Origin of the sequence: Martelella mediterranea DSM 17316 (genome assembly GCF_002043005.1) — a bacterium.
GTDB lineage: Bacteria > Pseudomonadota > Alphaproteobacteria > Rhizobiales > Rhizobiaceae > Martelella > Martelella mediterranea.
In genome coordinates this window covers 101,435-118,605 of record NZ_CP020331.1, presented here as the reverse complement: position 1 = coordinate 118,605, position 17,171 = coordinate 101,435, and the positions used below count along the sequence as shown (strand labels likewise).

At 61.4% G+C, this 17,171-nt stretch carries 21 protein-coding genes and 2 pseudogenes; 12 read left to right on the top strand and 11 right to left on the bottom strand.

The window, feature by feature from the left end; genetic code table 11:
* Positions 1-88: 88 nt before the first annotated feature.
* From Mame_RS22315 to Mame_RS22295, 6 genes and pseudogenes are all read left to right on the top strand, one after another.
* Positions 89-616: a superoxide dismutase family protein gene (locus Mame_RS22315; protein ID WP_018066905.1), complete on the top strand. Its 528-nt coding sequence runs from the start codon at positions 89-91 to the stop codon at positions 614-616.
* A 75-nt stretch (positions 617-691) separates the two neighbouring features.
* Positions 692-991, top strand: coding sequence for a hypothetical protein (locus tag Mame_RS22310; RefSeq protein ID WP_018066904.1), 300 nt, complete (start codon positions 692-694; stop codon positions 989-991).
* A gap of 370 nt (positions 992-1,361) precedes the next feature.
* The gene (locus Mame_RS22305; protein ID WP_018066903.1) at positions 1,362-1,919 is read left to right on the top strand and encodes a hypothetical protein; all 558 of its coding nucleotides are present in this window, start codon (positions 1,362-1,364) and stop codon (positions 1,917-1,919) included.
* A 7-nt stretch (positions 1,920-1,926) separates the two neighbouring features.
* Positions 1,927-2,367, top strand: a complete 441-nt coding sequence (locus tag Mame_RS22300; RefSeq protein WP_018066902.1) for a DUF421 domain-containing protein — start codon at positions 1,927-1,929, stop codon at positions 2,365-2,367.
* Positions 2,368-2,678: 311 nt separating this feature from the next.
* A pseudogene (locus Mame_RS27065) lies at positions 2,679-2,810 on the top strand (ubiquinol oxidase subunit II); the annotation flags it as partial.
* Between the two features lie 191 nt (positions 2,811-3,001).
* A complete protein-coding gene (locus Mame_RS22295) occupies positions 3,002-3,847 on the top strand; it encodes an SDR family NAD(P)-dependent oxidoreductase (RefSeq protein ID WP_210162287.1) in 846 nt (281 codons plus the stop codon).
* A gap of 113 nt (positions 3,848-3,960) precedes the next feature.
* Here the strand turns inward: Mame_RS22295 and Mame_RS22290 are convergent.
* Positions 3,961-4,218: pseudogene (locus Mame_RS22290) on the bottom strand (SDR family NAD(P)-dependent oxidoreductase); the annotation flags it as partial.
* A gap of 192 nt (positions 4,219-4,410) precedes the next feature.
* Here Mame_RS22290 and Mame_RS22285 point away from each other — a divergent pair.
* Complete coding sequence (locus Mame_RS22285; protein WP_018066898.1) at positions 4,411-5,340, top strand: NADP-dependent oxidoreductase; 930 nt, start codon at positions 4,411-4,413, stop codon at positions 5,338-5,340.
* A 23-nt stretch (positions 5,341-5,363) separates the two neighbouring features.
* On the opposite strand, the gene Mame_RS26810 is transcribed toward Mame_RS22285, so the two are convergent.
* Positions 5,364-5,537, bottom strand: a complete 174-nt coding sequence (locus Mame_RS26810) for a hypothetical protein (protein WP_018066897.1) — start codon at positions 5,535-5,537, stop codon at positions 5,364-5,366.
* Positions 5,538-5,734: 197 nt separating this feature from the next.
* Between Mame_RS26810 and Mame_RS22280 the strand changes: the two genes are divergently transcribed.
* Positions 5,735-6,766 carry a DNA topoisomerase IB gene (locus Mame_RS22280; protein WP_018066896.1) on the top strand — a complete coding sequence of 344 codons (1,032 nt, stop codon included), beginning with the start codon at positions 5,735-5,737 and terminating at the stop codon, positions 6,764-6,766.
* A 9-nt stretch (positions 6,767-6,775) separates the two neighbouring features.
* Here Mame_RS22280 and Mame_RS22275 read toward each other — a convergent pair whose 3' ends face one another.
* Both Mame_RS22275 and Mame_RS22270 read right to left on the bottom strand, forming a co-directional pair.
* The gene (locus Mame_RS22275; protein ID WP_018066895.1) at positions 6,776-6,949 is read right to left on the bottom strand and encodes a DUF1328 domain-containing protein; all 174 of its coding nucleotides are present in this window, start codon (positions 6,947-6,949) and stop codon (positions 6,776-6,778) included.
* A 428-nt stretch (positions 6,950-7,377) separates the two neighbouring features.
* Entirely contained in the window at positions 7,378-7,665 is a 288-nt protein-coding gene (locus Mame_RS22270) for a hypothetical protein (protein WP_155122255.1), read from the bottom strand.
* 129 nt (positions 7,666-7,794) lie between these two features.
* Between Mame_RS22270 and Mame_RS22265 the strand changes: the two genes are divergently transcribed.
* Positions 7,795-7,977 carry a DUF3008 family protein gene (locus tag Mame_RS22265; RefSeq protein WP_018066893.1) on the top strand — a complete coding sequence of 61 codons (183 nt, stop codon included), beginning with the start codon at positions 7,795-7,797 and terminating at the stop codon, positions 7,975-7,977.
* Between the two features lie 444 nt (positions 7,978-8,421).
* Here Mame_RS22265 and Mame_RS27060 read toward each other — a convergent pair whose 3' ends face one another.
* Positions 8,422-8,595 carry a hypothetical protein gene (locus tag Mame_RS27060; protein WP_018066892.1) on the bottom strand — a complete coding sequence of 58 codons (174 nt, stop codon included), beginning with the start codon at positions 8,593-8,595 and terminating at the stop codon, positions 8,422-8,424.
* A gap of 384 nt (positions 8,596-8,979) precedes the next feature.
* Here Mame_RS27060 and Mame_RS22260 point away from each other — a divergent pair, with 384 nt between their 5' ends.
* Together Mame_RS22260 and Mame_RS22255 are read left to right on the top strand one after the other, a co-directional pair.
* Entirely contained in the window at positions 8,980-9,216 is a 237-nt protein-coding gene (locus tag Mame_RS22260) for a hypothetical protein (RefSeq protein ID WP_018066891.1), read from the top strand.
* Positions 9,217-9,230: 14 nt separating this feature from the next.
* Positions 9,231-9,545 (top strand): DUF982 domain-containing protein, encoded by a 315-nt coding sequence (locus Mame_RS22255; protein ID WP_018066890.1) that lies wholly within the window; start codon positions 9,231-9,233, stop codon positions 9,543-9,545.
* Positions 9,546-9,646: 101 nt separating this feature from the next.
* Here Mame_RS22255 and Mame_RS22250 read toward each other — a convergent pair whose 3' ends face one another.
* Together Mame_RS22250 and Mame_RS22245 are read right to left on the bottom strand one after the other, a co-directional pair.
* A complete protein-coding gene (locus Mame_RS22250; protein WP_018066889.1) occupies positions 9,647-10,903 on the bottom strand; it encodes a cytochrome P450 in 1,257 nt (418 codons plus the stop codon).
* Positions 10,900-11,166, bottom strand: a complete 267-nt coding sequence (locus Mame_RS22245) for a hypothetical protein (protein ID WP_018066888.1) — start codon at positions 11,164-11,166, stop codon at positions 10,900-10,902. The genes Mame_RS22250 and Mame_RS22245 overlap by 4 nt, the downstream gene beginning before the upstream one ends.
* A 251-nt stretch (positions 11,167-11,417) precedes the next feature.
* Here Mame_RS22245 and Mame_RS22240 point away from each other — a divergent pair, with 251 nt between their 5' ends.
* Positions 11,418-11,924 carry a sigma-70 family RNA polymerase sigma factor gene (locus tag Mame_RS22240; RefSeq protein ID WP_079921022.1) on the top strand — a complete coding sequence of 169 codons (507 nt, stop codon included), beginning with the start codon at positions 11,418-11,420 and terminating at the stop codon, positions 11,922-11,924.
* Positions 11,925-12,044: 120 nt separating this feature from the next.
* Here the strand turns inward: Mame_RS22240 and Mame_RS22235 are convergent, their stop codons facing one another.
* The 4 genes from Mame_RS22235 to Mame_RS22220 form a co-directional block, all read right to left on the bottom strand.
* Complete coding sequence (locus tag Mame_RS22235) at positions 12,045-12,545, bottom strand: YciE/YciF ferroxidase family protein (protein ID WP_018066886.1); 501 nt, start codon at positions 12,543-12,545, stop codon at positions 12,045-12,047.
* Positions 12,546-12,623: 78 nt separating this feature from the next.
* On the bottom strand, positions 12,624-12,908 hold the full coding sequence (locus Mame_RS22230; RefSeq protein WP_018066885.1) for a hypothetical protein: 285 nt from the start codon (positions 12,906-12,908) through the stop codon (positions 12,624-12,626).
* 136 nt (positions 12,909-13,044) lie between these two features.
* The gene (locus Mame_RS22225; protein ID WP_018066884.1) at positions 13,045-13,650 is read right to left on the bottom strand and encodes a response regulator; all 606 of its coding nucleotides are present in this window, start codon (positions 13,648-13,650) and stop codon (positions 13,045-13,047) included.
* A 346-nt stretch (positions 13,651-13,996) separates the two neighbouring features.
* Positions 13,997-17,104 carry a CheR family methyltransferase gene (locus Mame_RS22220; protein WP_018066883.1) on the bottom strand — a complete coding sequence of 1,036 codons (3,108 nt, stop codon included), beginning with the start codon at positions 17,102-17,104 and terminating at the stop codon, positions 13,997-13,999.
* Between the last annotated feature and the right edge of the window lie 67 nt (positions 17,105-17,171).

The following is a 17,171-nucleotide window of genomic DNA, read 5'->3' as shown; positions in this document are numbered from 1 at the left end:
AACCCCGGCGACGGGTTTGCGAACAATTCCGCTCCTTCGCTGTTAGGCGCGGACCGGGCCGAGGCCCGCAGCAAGAGGAGATCGTTTAATGAGAACGAAGATCTTTACCCTGACCGTCGCAATGGCGGCACTGGCCGCCAACTTTGCAGCGGCCGCAGATGGAGACCGCGTTCAGGGCAGCCTTGCCGGAGACAACATCACCGGAACCGTGACCATGCTGGAGACCGCTTCCGGCGTCGTTCTGGTTGAAATCAATGCAGAAGGCCTGCCAGAAGGCGAGCATGGCTTTCACGTGCATGAGGTTGGCCAGTGTGATGGCGAAAACGGCTTCAAGAGCGCGGGAGGTCATCTCGCGCGCGGGCTCGAGCACGGCATCAAGAGCCAAAATGGTCCCCACCCCGGCGACATGCCGAACCTCCATGTTGGATCCGACGGCATCGCCAAGGCCGATGTTTTCGTCCGCGGCTTCACGCTTGGACGTACGGGCAATATGCGCATCCTCGATGATGACGGCTCGGCGGTGATCATTCACGCCGGTTCCGACGACTACAGCACCCAGCCCTCGGGCGACGCGGGCGACCGCCTCGCCTGCGCCGTACTCGAGCCGGTGGAGTGAGACCGAGACAGTGGCCGAACCCTGTCTCGATTCGGCCGCATGTCGCGGCGAACACGAACCGAGAGGAGAACAGAAATGGTTGATCCGAAAGCGAGCCCTGCGAGGGGCCCGCTTCCCGCACCGCAGACGGAGCACGAAAGGCCAAAAGCCTCTGCTAAGGCCAGCGACCTCAAGAAACCGAAAGAGGTCTGGAAAAAAGGCGAGACGTCGCCGACCGCAGACGACGCCGACCAGCCGCTTTCCCAGCGCGTCGGCGATTCCGCCGATCTTGGCGCCGCCAGCCCATCGCCCTACGGCGTCGAGAAGCAGGCGGACAAGGTGGGGGCGCAAACCGCCAGAGATGGAAAGCCTCACCGGGTCAAGGACCGGAAATAGGAGGATTGCTGTCATTCGGGGAGAGGCGAATCGTTTTCCAAAACGGTCCGCCCTCTTTCGTCAGCGCCGCTCGGCATTTGTCGACAGGGCGGGCGCGGGAGTCCGGCCTGCGCCGCCTGCATGCACCGGAAGTACGGAGATGCTTCCACGGAACCAATCGGTCGTCTGTTTCAGTCTGAAAGCTCCGTCACGGGACTCCAGCCAAGCAGGGACAAGGCGTGGCCGATATCCGGGCGGCGTCGTTGCGGGGCGTCAACCGGCATCGGCCTGCGAGCGAGGAACATTCGAACCGATATGATCGTTTTTTGTGTGTACAGGCGCAATTGCCCGCTCACGCTCTATCAGACTTTGAGCCATACAGAGAAAATGCATGGGAAAGCGACAGACCGGCATATCCAGCCTCACGGAGGCCCGTTCGCCCACCGATCGCCACACCCCGCCGATCCGGCCCGATGGCCTGCAGCTTAACGAGAACCGGACCTTTCAGGAGCGGTTCTGGTTTGCGGAAAGGTGCGCCTGGCTCGGATTTATCGGTTTCGTTCTGTTGGCAGTGCTCGGCTTCACCGGGGCCGGCGGCCCTTTCTCTGCCACCACAAAGAGCAGCGACACGGCGACCATTCAGCTCCCCGCCGTGACGCGCTGGCAGACTTCCGACAGGATGAGGATCGATTTTGATCAAGCCCTTGCTGGACATACCGTCCTGCTCAGCGCCGCGTTCCGCGAGGCCTTTCAGATCGAGAGCATCCAGCCGACTCCGATGCATACGGAGCTCGCCGAAGGCGGTCATAAGCTGGCAATCGCCACTAATGGCGATCAGCGGGGCTCCCTCGTCATCGACATTCGCGCCCAATCGCCAGGCCGGAAGCGTTTTGCCATCTCCGTTGACGGAGAAGCGCCCGTACAATTCTCAACATTGGTTTTGCCGTGAGGTCACCATGGAAACCGTTATCCGCGGCTTCGCCATCTATATCGCCTTGCTGGCGATCCTGCGTTTTTCCGGCCGGCGCGCCGTGGCCCAGATGACGCCCTTTGACTTTGTCCTTCTGCTGATCGTGGCGGAGACTACACAGCAGGCGCTTCTCGGTGACGACTTCTCGATTACCAATGCTGTCATTCTCATCATCGTTCTGTTCACGATTGATGTCGGTCTTTCCTACGTCAAACGGTGGACGCCAAGGCTTGCATTGTTCCTCGATGGTACCCCGACCGTGCTGATATCCGACGGTAGACCTGACCTGAGAGCGTTGAAACGGTCCCGGGTGAGCCTGGAGGATGTCCTGGCGACAGCGCGACAGCTCCACGGGCTGGAACGCCTTGACCAGATCAAATCGGCGGTTCTCGAATCGGACGGCGGTGTAAGCATCGTTCCGCGATAGGCTGCTGCGGCTCATCCGAAAGGCGCGGTTTGCGGCACCTCCGGAACCTTTCTCCACCTCACCGGTTGGAGACAGCCCGCCGCGCGGAAGCGGCGGGCACTGTCGACAGTGGATCAACAGCAAAGCCGGTACAAAAACCCGTGGAGGGAGCATGTCCGATCATTCGAAGTCCAAGAAGCGCATCGAAAAGGATGCCAAGCCGCAATTCGCAAGGAAATAATCCGGCGGCAACAGCGATGGCGTGGCAGCGCCAACCGGGTCGATTTCGATCGCTGGTTCGGCTGGCCGACGGTCTTCTTTTCGGCGCTGGTGCCGCGACGGAGAGTTCCCTGCGTTTCCTGCTGGTGGGCGCGCTGGCCCTGATCCCGATTATCCTCGCCTATACCGCCTATGCTTACTGGGTTTTCAGAGGCCACGTTGACCTCTCCAAAGGCTATCACTGATGCCCCAACGGAAGTGGCTGAAGCGTCTGTGCTGGTTCGTCTGCTACTGGCTGATCGGCGTGGCGGCGATGCTTGCCCTCGGTTACCCAATCTGGCTGGTCCTGTCCTGATCGCCTTCCCGTCATTTCTCGGAACATCGTCCATCCCGTGAAGTTGGGCGGGCGAACCATCAATCAGGAAAGGACAAAATCATGGCTGGACGATTGGACGGAAAGATCGCCCTCATTACCGGAGCCGGAACAGGGATCGGAGAGGCCATCGCGCACAAATTCGCCAGGGAGGGCGCGAGGCTGCTGCTTGCCGGCCTACCCGGCGACCCTATCGATGACGTCGCCGCCGCCATCCGCGACAAGGGCGGCGAGGCGGAGACCTTCCCCGGTGATCTCGGCGACCATGGCGTTGCCGAGACCTGCGTCGCGGAAGCCATCAAGCGTTATGATCGTCTCGACATCCTGATCAACAATGCGGGGGTGTTTCTCGAGGCCGCTGAGTGCCAGGACTATTCCGTCGAGAATTTCGACCGTACCATAACCGATAACGTCCGCTCGGTATTCCTGATGACCAAATACGCGCTTCCGCATCTGCAGGAGACGCACGGCGTCGTGATTTCCGCCGGCTCGGAAGCCGGGGAGGTCGGCGAAGCAAACAACACGCCCTACGGCGGGACCAAGGGCTTCGTGCACGCCTTCATGCGCGGCGTCGCGTTCGAACAGGGCAAATACGGCGTGCGGGCGAACTGTGTCTGCCCGGGACCGGTGGATACAGCCTGGACCCACACCGATACTGGCCCGATGAACGATCAGATGGAGAAGATGACGCTCGCGGGCACCGTGCTCGGACGCCGGGGCACGCCGGAGGAAATCGCCAATGTCTACGCCTTCATCGCTTCCGACGAGGCGTCGAACGTCACCGGCGCGCTGTGGTATGTTGACGGCGGCACGACGATCGCCAAGGGCGGCCCCGGCCAGATGGTTCCGGACGAACTGAAAGCCGAGCCGAGACGGATCTCGATCTTGAGCACAGCCGCGATGGCATGAAGGGCAAGGACGCCGTCAGCAAAATCTGAGGACGTCGCCTCCGGCCTCTGGGGCCGGAGGTTTCCTTAATCCATTCAGGGGGTCAAGAGCCACCGCGCCGCTACCCCTTGCGCTCAGCTTTTGCCGGAGCCCGGTTCGGCCATCTTGCGGTGCTGGGCCGCCAGCCTTTCACTCGACACCATGCCGGAAGCAGCGGCCATGGCCTTGTTTTTCCAGCCCCCGACGACATCGCCCTCCCCTGCCCTCATCGCTTCATAGCCGGCCCTGGCAACCTTTTTCGGATCATCCTTCTCGCCCTGGCCAATCGCGGTGTCGGTGGCGCCGGGCATCAGGCAGGTGACGGTCACGCCCGTGTCCTTCAGTTCCTCCTGTTTGGGCCCCGGTTGCCGCGCGCTCGCCGCGCGGCTTCCCCGGTCGATCCGTGGTTGGGCGTCTAACAGAAGTCATCCCGTTAGGTTCCGGAATCTCCTGGCCGTTTGGGCGGCGGTGCGAACAATCTGCCGTTTCAATCGTTTGGGCACAAATGATGGCGGTGCCACCGCCGCACCACAAAGGAGACGGTAATGATGAAAGCGATCCGCATCCATGATTTCGGAACGCCCGATGTTCTGTCACTCGAGCAGGTCGAGCGGCCTGAGCCGGCCACAGGTGAAGTTTTGATCAAGGTGCTTGCCGCGAGCGTCAATCCGGTAGACTGGAAAATTCGATCCGGCGATTACGGCGCCGTTGACGAGGACAGGCTGCCGATGATCCTTGGCCGCGATATCTGCGGAGAGGCCGAGGCGCTCGGCGAAGGGGTCGGGCACATCGCAGTCGGCGACCGCATGTTCGCCTTCCTCGACATGAGCCGCGGCGGCTATGCCGAGTATGTGGCGGTTCCGGCAGAACATCTAGCCGCCGTGCCGCAATCCCTGAGCGCCGAGGAGGCCGCGGCCGTGCCGCTTGCAGGCCTCACCGCTTGGCAGGGTCTCATCGATCACGGCGGGCTTCAGGAGGGCCAGCGCGTCCTCGTCCATGGCGGCGGCGGTGGCGTCGGCCATCTTGCCGTTCAGATCGCAAAGGCGAAGGGCGCCTGGGTGGCGACGACGGTCTCGCCCGAAGACATGGAATTCGCGCGCAAGCTCGGCGCCGATCAGGTCATCGACTACAAATCGGAAATCTTCGAGGACGTCCTCGACCCCGTCGATCTCGTGTTCGACCTGATCGGCGGCGAAACGCGCATGCGTTCGTTTGAGGTGCTGAAGGAAGGCGGCATCATGGTCTCCACGCTCGGCGAGCCCGACCGGGAAACCGCCTCGAAGTTCAAGGTCCGCACCGCCGGCTACATGGCCAAGCCCAACGGCGGCCAGCTCGCCGAGATCGCCGAACTCGTCGAGCGGCGCAAGCTGCGGATTTCCGTGCAGAACACGTTTCAGCTTTCCGACGCGGCGAAGGCTCAGGCGGTTCTGGAAAACCAGCATACGCAGGGCAAGGTGGTACTGAGCGTAGCCTGAGAAATATCGGCGCCGACCCCCGCTCAAGGGGTGTCGGCGTCGCCCGTGGCGCTCGGCGGCACGTCTTCGATGGGCGGATGCCGGGTCGGTGCTTCGACCGGCGCCGCGTTGAACCGATAGACACCGACCACCGCCAGCAGCATCAGAACCACCACCACGAGAGCCAGAGTAAGCGGGGAGAGACCGTTCTTGAACATGATTTATCCAATCCATAGCGCGTCTTTCGGCATTGGATGCCGTTTCATTGCTGATCGAACTTGAAGGATCTGCGAATGTTCCTGTTTCGGCGCGAAACACACAAATCGTCACGGCCGTTTGCCGGCAGCAATGGCCGGACGACGCTCGGATCCTTCCCATGCTCCCTGGAGCGAGGACATCTTCGGTGAAAGATGAAATGGACGATGAGGTCTTCATTCTGAAACAGGCGGGCCTTGTCTACGTCAGCGACCGGGAGCCCGGTATCTCGCGCGAACGCCGCGGCCGCGGCTTCAGCTACCGTATGCCGGACGGCACCCTCGTCCGGGACAAGGCAATGCGTCGGCGGCTGGACGCGCTGGCGATCCCGCCCGCCCACGAACGCGTCTGGATCTGCATGCGGCCCAACGGCCACCTGCAGGCGACAGGCTACGTCGCCCGGGGACGCAAGCAATATCGCTACCATCCGGATTGGCGGGCACTCCGGGAGGAAAAGAAGTATGACCAGCTCGTCGATTTCGCGGCGGCCCTGCCGCGGATTCGTCGGCGTGCCCGCCGCGATGCCGGACAATTCGATAATCTGCCGCGCGCCGTTCTCGGCGCCATGACAATGCTTCTCGATGCCGCGCATTTGCGAATTGGAAACCGATCCTATCTCGAGGAAAATGGCACCTACGGCGCCTCGACCCTACTCAAGCGGCATGTGCGCTTCGGCGAGCACCTGGAGCTCGAGTTTGCCGGAAAAGGGGGACGGCGGGCGCGCCGCCGGCTGCAGGCGCCGCGCCTGCAACGTGTCCTGGAGCGGATCGCGGACCTGCCCGGTCGCGAGCTCTTCGGCTGGCGGGAGGAGGACGGCACGCCGCGTTCCATCGATTCCGGACAGCTGAACGCCTATCTCGCCGAAATTGCCGGCGCACCGTTTTCGGCGAAGACCTTCCGCACCTGGGGCGGTACCGTGGCCGCCTTTAGTGTCGCTGAGCGGGATGTCCGCAACGGCGAAACGCCGCTTATCCGGACCATGTCGGAAGCCGCCGCAAGTGAGCTTTCCAACACGCCGACGATCTGCCGCAACAGCTACATCCATCCCGCCGTGCTGGCGCTTTCCAATGACGCGGCGGAGCGCGGGCTGCTAATGCGCCAGGCGGCGCGTCCGGCAAAACTGATCAACGGTTTGCGCGTATCCGAAAGCCGCCTCACCGCCTTTCTGAAAGGCGCGCGGCGACTTTCGTAAGTCTCGGCGCTAGACAACGGCGCCGATGCCCAGCAGCGCGAGCACGAGCAGGATCACGAAAATCGCGATTGCGATGAAGAACAGGATTTTCGCGATTTTGGCGGCGGCGGCAGATACCCCGGTGAAGCCGAAGAAGCCGGCAACCAGTGAAATCACCAGAAAAATCAGTGCCCATTTCAGCATTTAGTACTCCCTCGATTATTGAAATTCAGAACGGGCGTCGACCGCGAGGCAGGTGCGCGGTCATTCAGAGGTCGTGCCTCATGCCCGGTAAACGAACTTGTTGAAGCGACTCGTCTCGCCATCGTCGTCTTCTCCTGACAGAGAAAGGCCAGGTTATTCTCCTCGAACGGACGAAAGAATTCGTCCCAGCCAACGGGTCGCATACTGTCATCCGGCTAGGCGAATTCGATCTGCAATATGCCGCCGTTCCCACCTGCTGGTGCGATGTTTGAACGGCGTCGAACAGTTTGCCGTTTACGCCCTAACCGCCGCACGGCTGCGTTGCCGATCCTGATCCGGAGCTACGCAGAAGCTTGCTCACTCCTATCATAAAAAAGCGCTTCGAGGCCCCTGTCTCCACGGTGCGCCGATGCGCATGCAGCCGTCCATTAGCCTTCGCCGCTTGCTGCCTGTTTTTCCACAATCTTGAGCGATGAACGCGCCTCTTCAAGCAAGGGCTCGAGGTCTTTGCCGCGTTCGGTGGCCTGGGTTCGGCTTTCCAGTTCACGTACTATGTCTTTCAGACGCTTGAGGCGGTCCTCCACCGGATCGCCACCATAGGTCTGTGCTGTGATCTGGCGCGAGGTAATGTCTTCGGCGAGGCTTTCAACGTCAGCTTCTCCGCCAACCGGCGAATCCAAAGGGTCTTGTTGCTGATTACTGCGGTTATCGGCCATGGGGATGTCCTCTTGAATTGTTGCATCCGATAGTGTGACCAAACGTCCGAAACGGCTTTTTGTTCGCGGCGGGAACATGTGCCGGCCTCGCCTGTTAGGCAGCAAGGCCAATGAGACCAAGGAGACGACATGCCCGCGAATTCAAAATCTCAGCAGAAGGCCGCCGGCGCGGCGCTCGCCGCCAAACGCGGCGAACAGAAGAAAAGCGACCTCAAGGGACCGGCGCGGCAGATGGAAAAATCAATGTCGCAGAAGGAACTTGACGAGCTGGCATCCGGAAAGCGCAAGGGAAAACCTGAACACAAAACCTGAGCCGCGCCTGCGGCCTTCTCGTTCCCCGTCCTTGTCACTCATTGGCCGGGGACAGTGCCCTTTCCTCGAAGGGCGTCGACTGCCTGTCGACGGTCGGAAGGTCGGCGTTCTCCATCGGTCCCTCCGGTGCGATTTCGAGATTGTAGAAGAATTCCCCAGTCGCCCAGGCAACGAGGGCGAGCGCGGCAGATGCCGCAAGGATGAAGAAGATGCGGGGCGAGCGTTACCCCTGCCTGGCCTTCACAGGCGGGATATCGGGTACCATGGCATCCTTCGGCCCACTGCACCGAGACAGAACTCGAGGACCACCAGACATATGACGCTCAGACTTTTGCAGACAATCCGGACAGGTTTCTGATGCGATGAAACCGACAGGCTCCCGAATACACGAACGCCGTGTGAGCCGCACGGCGTTTCCGCGAGATCGCCGTTAAACGAGGCTTATCAGGATTTGTCCTCCCGCTCATTCAGCGCCTGTTGCAGTTTCGCTGCAAGCTCGAGCAGCCGGTCGGGTACAGGCTCCTGCTTGATCTGGGAGAGGAGCTCTATGGTCCTGCTATCCAGCAATGCGTCGGAACGTTCTGCCGAGACTTTGTTCTTATCGTTGTTTCTTGCCATCGTATCGCCTTACTTTGTTCTCGGGCATATCTTTTTGGTTGTCATACGACACTACGTTTCCCGTGCACCGGTGGATTTAAAATGTTTCGCACGATCGGTTGGCAGAAGCAAATCGTCGCTTTGCGGAGCAGATGCAGAATTTCCCTGTCAGGGAATTCTCGGATAGCCATAAACTGCGGGCGTTATCCCGCTGTCTGGTTACATAATCGACGCAACCGAGGTCGGTTCAGATCGCCGTGAGAGTCCACGTTTCTGCGACGGTCGAAGACGCCTTCGTTGACGCACACCCAACCCGCTCCGCCAACGCTTGTTCCAGCAAAATTGACCGGAACAAAACCCGCCCGAATTGGTTTGGCGCTGGTTGGAGAAACATGAGGACACACCATGACCGATAAACCATCCGGCGCCCCTCCGGGCACGAGCGATGAGCGCCCGCGCTGGGAAGGACCTGAAGAAAGCCGACCGAGCGCTTACAAGCCCGCCAAGGACGACCCCGGCAAGGATCGCGATGCCATGCGGGAAAATCTCAATCATCCCCGCAAGCGCGACCTTTCCGATGCCATGAAAACAAGACGTGACGATAGAGACCGGCCCACCGAAGGTCCGGCTGATGACAAATGAGGGAGGAGACCACGATGGGACATTTCGCAAGGTGGGTTGCGCCGGTATATCTCGGCTTCGGCGAAGACGGACCGCTTGCGGTCAAAGGGCCGTCCCAGGCCCGCAATCTGCTCGCGGAAAACTGGCCGCACCGGCGCGGGCGGCATTATCATGCGGCCGTGAGCTGCTGCGATCGCGCCGTTGCACGGCCGGGATGGCTGGAAATGTCGAGAGAGGCCTTCATCGCCGCCGCGCTGGAGGCCGGGCTTTTCAGCGGTCATTCGGGGCGTGCCCGCAATCTCGTGCCGGGCGCCACCGGTCCCGGGCCGCATCATCCCCCGATGCTGTAGATTGCTTGTTCTGGCGCGGCGGGTGAACGACCAACTCTTTGCTCGTCGCCGCCCGACGCTCCGTAAACGCTTGTGGCCGGCCGACGCCAGCACGACGCTTCTCAGCGTTTTCGCACATTCTCAAGGATAAAGCCGCTTGCAGGTCCGGTCGGCACGGTCCCCAGTGGCACATCCAGTTCCTGCTCCGGCACGTCGAAGACCATATGGTATGTCAGCAGCCGCACTGCCTCTGCAATCAGCGCGACGGTCGCTTTCTCGCCGGGGCAGCGGTGCGACTGCGCCGTTTCGCCTCCGCCCTGCGGAACGAAGCGTTTCCTGTCCTTCTGCCAGGAAAGGTCCCGCTCGGGACGGAACGCGTCCGGTTCCGTGAACCAGCGCGGATCGTGGCAAGTTCCGTAGAGATCGAACAACAGCCACTGACCTTTCTGCAGGCGGTAACCGTAGCACTCGGCGTCACGCATCAGTATGCCGCCGACGAAGGGGAAGAAGGGCGCATAGCGGCGCACCTCCTCGGTAAACTGGATGAGGCCCTCGCGGCTGCCATCGGCGAAACGCTCGCGCCAGGCGGGCTTTTGGTGCAGCATCGCCGCGGCAAAGGTAATATAGCGGCCAACCGCCACGATCGGCCTCAACAGGTTCAGCATTTCGACCGCCGCAACGGAGGCAGGAAGCGGACGGCCGTCGGCATCGCGATAGCCGGCAATCTCCGCGATCGGCGCGCCTTCGCGAACCTTGCGGCTGCCGGAGCGGACCGCCCTGATCTCGGCCTGCAAGCGCCTTTCCATCCGGCGGCGACGCAAAAGGGCGGTGACCGTTGCCGGACGGAAGCGGCCTGCGTTTTCCACCATGCCCGCAAGCACGGGTGCATCACGCTCTACCGATTGCTGGTTCGCCGGCAGACCGGCCCATGACAGGGCCGCTTCCGCGAGCGTAGTTTCGGCGGCGGCGGCGAGCGATATCCGCCCTCGCCTTTCCCATGCCGCAAGCCTGCGCAGCCAGGCGTCCTCGAAGCGGGTCACCAGATCGTCGACGTTCGATGAATGACTGACCAGCATGCGCACGAACATCGCCTTGCGATGGCGGTGCGCCTCTCCGTCGAGTTGCTGGACGCTGTGCTTGTCCTGCAGCAGGCGCAGCGTCGTGCCGGGCATCGCGCCGCGCCGGGTCACCGTATCGCCGGTATAGAATAATTCGGCGGCTTCGGGACCGGAAACGCAAACGACGTCGCGCAGCATCAGCCGTGTGCGCCAGATCGGCGGTGTCCGCGTCGCAAGACGGCGCGGCAGGAAGAGGTAACCTTCGCGCAGAAGTGCAAGGGTCTGGTCCTCGAGGATCGGTGGCTTTGGCAGTCCGCTCATTCCAGCTTGCCCCATCGCGGATCCCATTCTGCGTCTTCCTCCAGCTTCACCATGATGGGTCCGCCGGTGTCGTTCCGGTTCTCGGCAAGCCGGATCGCCTCTGGCATCGACATCTCCTCGGTCGGATAAAAGGGCGTGTCCTCATTGCCGAAATCGATGGAATCCACAAAGCCGATGGCGCGGTCGCCGCGCTGGACGACCCTGAGGAGGACGGTGTCGGGAGTGGCGGCTTCCTTTGAATAGTGACGGAAGGTTAGGGTCATCTGTTTCCTTTCTCTCAACGGACGTGCCGCAGAACCGGGCTGGCCGGATGTTGTTCCAGGAATTTTGCGGGCCGGATTATGGCAGAACACGGCCCGAGGCGGGTGACATGGTTTGGCGGCGCTCGCCGCCGTTTCACTCCGAGGGCCGTTTTTGCGCCGTGCGACTATCGCCGGTTTGGACGGAAAGAGAGGAACCGCGGCCCCACCGGCTTCGTTATGTTGAGAAGGACCAAATCAAGACGGAGTCCACGATGAATCAACATGAAGTGAGACTGAGGAGCCGGCAACGTCAGGATATTGTGGACCTCATCCCGGCGCTCCGGGCGTTCGCCCGAACATTCTGCCGCAATCCCAATGACGCCGACGATCTGGTTCAGGAAACGATGCTGAAGGGTATCGCCAACCTCGACAAGTTCACGCCGGGAACGAGGTTAAAATCCTGGCTGTTCACAATCATGCGCAATACCTTCTACACCCAGATCAAGGTGAGGAACCGCGAGGCGCCCGGGGAGAAAGATTGCGTCGCCAGTCTGCCGCAGAATGACGCGACGCAGGACTGGTCGGTCAGGGGGCAGGAGCTGCTGGATGCGCTGTCGCGCATTCCCCCGCATTACCGCGAAATGTTCGTCCTGGTGATGGTGCTCGGCGAGAGCTATAGCGACGCCGCGGAGATCTGCGACTGCGCGATCGGAACCGTGAAAAGCCGGGTAAACCGCGCGCGTCAGCTGCTTCTCGAAGAACTCGGCGAGCTGCAGTAGCAAGTTTTCCTGAGGCCCGATTCAACCAGCGCTGTTGCTGAGATCAACCGTCGACGATAAAGCCCGCCGCTCGCAAGCGGCGGGATTCGCAGTAACGCACCTACTCTCCCCAGCAGTGCTCTAGGCGGCCTTCTTTTCCGCCTCGGCATTGGCTGCCGTTTCGGTGATCTCGGTGAGCTTGCTGTCGGCATTGCCCTCTTCCGAAAGCGTCTGTTCCAGCAGCGCTCGCACATCGTCATGGCCAAGGCGCTTGGCCCAGGTCCTGAGCGTGCCGTAGCGGGCGATTTCGTAATGTTCGACCGCCTGGGCCGCCGCGACCAGACCGGCGTCCAGAGCCGCGGTGCCCTTGAACAGCTGCATCACCTCATCGCCTTCATCGAGAATGCCGTTGATCGCGTCGCAGGTGCGTCCGCGCGCCGGCTTCCCGAGAATTTCGAAAATGTCCTCGAGGCGGCTGATGTGGTCCTCGGTCTCCTCGCGGTGGTGGTCGAAGGCCTGTTTCAGCTTGTCCTCGTTTGCGGCATGGGCCATGCGCGGCAGGGCTTTCACGATTTTTCGCTCGGCGTAGTAGATGTCGCGAAGCGTTTCGTAGAACAGGTCGTTGAGTGTCTTCTCAGCCATGGATGTTTCTCCCTTATTGGCGTGTTGACCCGCTCCTAACCGGGCGTCCGGGCAAATGTTCCTGGCAATGAGCGCAAATCAGTTCCTGTCCGTCTGGCCTTTTGGAAGCGTCGTGGTGATGCTCGCGGAAACTGGATCACTGGCCGGGAAACTGTCTTCCAGCCCCTCTTCGAGTTCGCTCTCCAGTCTTGCATCGTCTTTGCGGGCGGCAAGGCAGTCGGCAAGCTCCTTGATCACGGACAGAGCGGAACTTTCGGGATGTTCAACCGGTTGCGGGAAGGTGACCGTGACGGTAGCGTCGTTCGCCGTTCTGAACACGACCGTGCGGTGATCCGGCGTTGCGTGGATAGCCTGCGATGTCATGACTTCGACCTCCGTTCAACACGTCCCCCAAATCGCGTCGGCGACGATTTTGTTCCATGAATTCCGTGAAAGCCGGTCGGAAACATATCGGGGAGCGATGGTCATGATCGGCGCGTTGAGGACGACGGCCAGAAGCTCAGTTGAGAATGGTTCGCCCCTCGAGAAGACGAAGATCCTCAAGCGTCGAGAGCAGCCATTCAAGCCGGGACATGCCGGCAGGTCTTTCATCGACATGGGCGATTGCGTATTCGAAGGTTCGCTCCACAAGCCTGTCGGCCGCAGCATCATCGGCGACAAGCAGCCGGGCCGCAAGCCTCAGGCTCGGCATCAGCGTTATCACGTCTTCTCCATCGCCCTCGGCGACGACTGACGCAGATCGGTCATAGGTCGCGATCAGTGAGGCGATGACTTCGCGAATGCCGTTCGGCTTCGGCAGTGTATTGATGAAGCGAAAACGATCGGGAATGATGATTTCCGCACATCCGGAGAAGAATACGAAAGGCGTGTGGTTCTGATAAAGAATATCGGCCAGCGGAAATACCGGCGTGCCGTCGAGATCGATATCCAGGACGGCGGCGTCGGCCCGGCCGAGATGGGGAATGGCCTGGGAAATCGAAGCGACAGGCCCCAGCACTTGGGCGCCGATCTTTTCGAAGGTGCGGGCAAGGTTTCGGGCGATCAGATATTCGTCCTCGACGATCAGGATCCGTGATCCGCGCAGCCTGTCCAGGTTCCCCTGCAAGCTGTTTTCGTCCGGATCCTGTAATCTGCTGGAAGAGGTTTCCGGTAAGAGTTGCATCTGAAAACTCCAATTCTGTGAACATGTCAGTATGCACGACGCAAGGCCTCCAACCGAAGAACGGGTGACCAGCGCATTCGCGACTGAGCTTTCCTGAAAAGCAGGTATCACGCTGGAGTGGCCGGCTTCCTGAACAGCACGCGCGGGAACGGTCGCTGTTTTCTTGGATGCATGCTTGCGGGTTTCGCAAGTGCTTGTCCGGCATTGATAGACGTTGCAACCTTGGCCAGGAGCATAGGCGCTTCAACCGGCAAAAGATACCCCTGCCTGCGAGATCGGCCCGGAAGCCCTATTCCTCGGCGGCATTCAGCTTTTCGAAGGGAATGCTGATCGTCGCGATCAGCCCGGAAGCCGCGTACTCGGTTTCGAACGTGCCGCCGAGGCGATACGAGATCTCTCCCTTGATGAGGCTGCTGCCGAAGCCGCTGCGTTCGGGCGCCTCGATCGGCGTCTCGCATTTTTCCTGCCAGTTCATCTGGAAATGACCGTCGCTGACGAGCCAGGTGACCTCCACCTTGCCGCCGCTGGTGCTGAGCGCGCCATATTTGGCGGCATTGGTCGCCAGCTCATGGACCACCATGCCGAGCGCCAGGCTGCTTTCCGGTGCGACCTTCAGCTCCGGCCCGTCAAGGGTGATGCGCGGGAGGCTGAAGGGTTCAAGGCCAGCGGTCAGGATTTGGCGGATCGAGGTCTGGCGCCACTGCTCGCGCGACAGCAGCACATAGGCGCGCGACATGGCGTTGAGCCGCCCGACCAGCGCGCCGTGGTACTGCTCCACGGATGAGGAGGAATCGAGCATCTGGTCGGCCACGGCGGCGACCACGGCCAGCATGTTCTTGACCCGGTGATTGAGCTCGGAGATCAGAACCTTCTGATGCTCTTCCGCTTCCTTGAGATTGGTGATGTCGGTGAGCGTGAACACCGCCCCGTCGGTTTTGCCGTCGGCGGTGCGGTAGGGCAGGATGCGCGCCATATAGGTCCGTGAGCCGCCCTCCTGTTGGACATGTTTCTCCAGCCCGGTGTCCGTGTTGAGAACGGTTTCGAGGTCCTCTGCCAGATCGGGATAATCAAGTGTGCTCGAGAGTTCGGTCAGAGGGCGACCTACGTCATGGCTTCTGAGGTTGAAGTGGCCGCTCGCCGCCGGGGTGAAGATGCGCACGACGAGCTTTCGGTCAAGGAAGATCGTCGCAATCTCGGTGCTGGCGAACAGGTGTTTCAGGTCATTGTTGACCCGGCCGAGCTCCTCGATCTTGGAGTTGAGCTCCGCATTGATCGTACCCAGTTCCTCGTTGAGCGACTGCATTTCCTCCTTGGAGGCTTCAAGCTCCTCGTTGGTCGATTGCGCCTCCTCGTTCACCGACATCAGTTCTTCGTAGGAGGATTTCAATTCCTCAAGCGCGGTTTCATATTCCTCGATGGTCGAGTGCATGCGCTCGCGTGTTTCCTGGAGTTCTCGTTCCAGGCTCGCGATCGCGTCGGTGCCAGGCGGCGGCGTTTGCCGGTCGGCGGGCTCGGGCTTCGCGCCGGTTTTCTCGAACAGCACGAGATAGAGCGGATTGGCGTCGTCCTTTCCGTGCCGCAGAGGCTCAACGGTGATGCGCACCAGTTGCGTGCGTTCGCCGGCCTGCTCAAACGCGATGTTGTCGTGAACCACCCTCTCGCCGCGCGTCACCGCCTCGGCGAAGGCGGATCGCAATTCAAGCCGCAGACCGTATTTCGCCATCGCCAGCAACTGACGGTTGGGCAGGCCCTGCTGGGCTTCGAGAAACTGACCGGTGCGCGCGGAATAATAGACGATGTCGCCGTCCTTGTCGGTCACGACATGGGGCGGCGAGAAGTGTTCGAGCACCTGCTTTTCAACATTCGTTGTCAGCGCGAAACTCGACGAGCGCTGACCTTCGTTGCGCCCGCCGCCATTGCGCGTCACGGCGGGCCCATCCCCGAAGAAATGGCGCAGATGGCTGGTCGGGTTGGCGTAGGGGCTTGCCTGATAGATGCGGTTGCGCTTGTCGACCGGCGTGAACAGATCGGTGTGGCGGCCGATGCTTTCCGATGTGCCAAGGAACAGATAGCCGGTGGGCTTGAGCGCGTAATGGAAGGTCGGGATCACCCGGTTCTGGAGTTCGGGGCCGAAATAGATCAGCAGGTTGCGGCAGGACACAAGCTCCATGCGGGAATAGGGCGGATCCTGAATGACGCTGTGCGGCGAGAAGATGCAGAGTTCGCGGATATCGCTCTTGACCACATAGGCAGCGCCTTCGCGGGTGAAGAACCGGCGTCGCCGTTCCGCCGACACGCCCTCCAGCAGGATGTCCGGATAGCGGCCGGCCCGCGCGACCGTCAGCGCGTCCTCGTCGATGTCGGTCGCGAAGATCTGGACGCGGGGCTTCGGCCCGTCATGCGCGTTGAGATATTCCCGCACCAGAATGGCGATCGAATAGACCTCCTCGCCGGTGGCGCAACCGGGCACCCAGATGCGGACGCTGTCTGTTGCCCGCTTGTTCTTGAAGATCCGCGGCAGGATGTCGCCGGCAAGGATTTCAAACGCCCTGGCATCACGGAAGAAGCTTGTGACATTGATCAGCAGGTCGCGGTAGAAGGCGTCGACCTCTGCCTCGTCCTTCTCGAACAGGTCGAGATAGTCCTCGATCTTTTCGATGTTCTTCAACTGCATGCGGCGGCGGACCCGGCGCAGGAAGGTCTTGGTCTTGTAGCCGGAAAAATCGTGTCCGGTATGGTCCTTCAGGACCGCGCATATCGACAGGCGGGCGGCATCGAGAATGCGGTCGACGTGGTCGTCGTCACGTTCCAGATCGGCGAGCAGGAGGAAGCCACGGGCGTAGTCGGCAAGCCGCTGGCCCATGCGCTCGGCATCTTCCGTGATGTCGATCACGCTTTCGCGCAGCGCATTGTGGAAGAAACCGGATTCCGCGGAGGCCGTGTCGCTCGCCTGGGCGAGCGTGAGGCCGCCCTGTTCCTTGATCGCCTTAGCGCCGAGCATGCCATCCGGGATCGCGAGGATGACCGCGGCGGCATGATCGCCCTGGTCCTTGGCGAGCGCGCTCAGCAGCGTATCGGCGGGACGCAGGTCGGAGGTTTCCGAAGGCGGTGAAAGATAAAACGTACCATTTTTTATGGAAAGCGCGCCGTCCTCGGCGGCGATATAGACCGTGCGCTTTTCCAGCCGCTGGCCGTCCGCCGCGTTCATCACCCGCATCGGGGTCATCTCGCCAAGGGTCGCGGCAAGGTCCCCGGCGTCCCCGTGGCCGCCGACCACGAGCACAAAGGTCATGTCGTGGTCAGAAGGCAATCCCCGGAGGAAGCGCTCCACCGCGCCAATGTTGCGGGCCGAGGCGCTCACGCCGACAGTCAGGAAGGTTTTGGGCGTGAGCGTCATGCGGGTTCCTGTCGTGCATCGTGATGAACAAACCGGGGATTCTTCCGGGTCATGCACCGTTCATAGC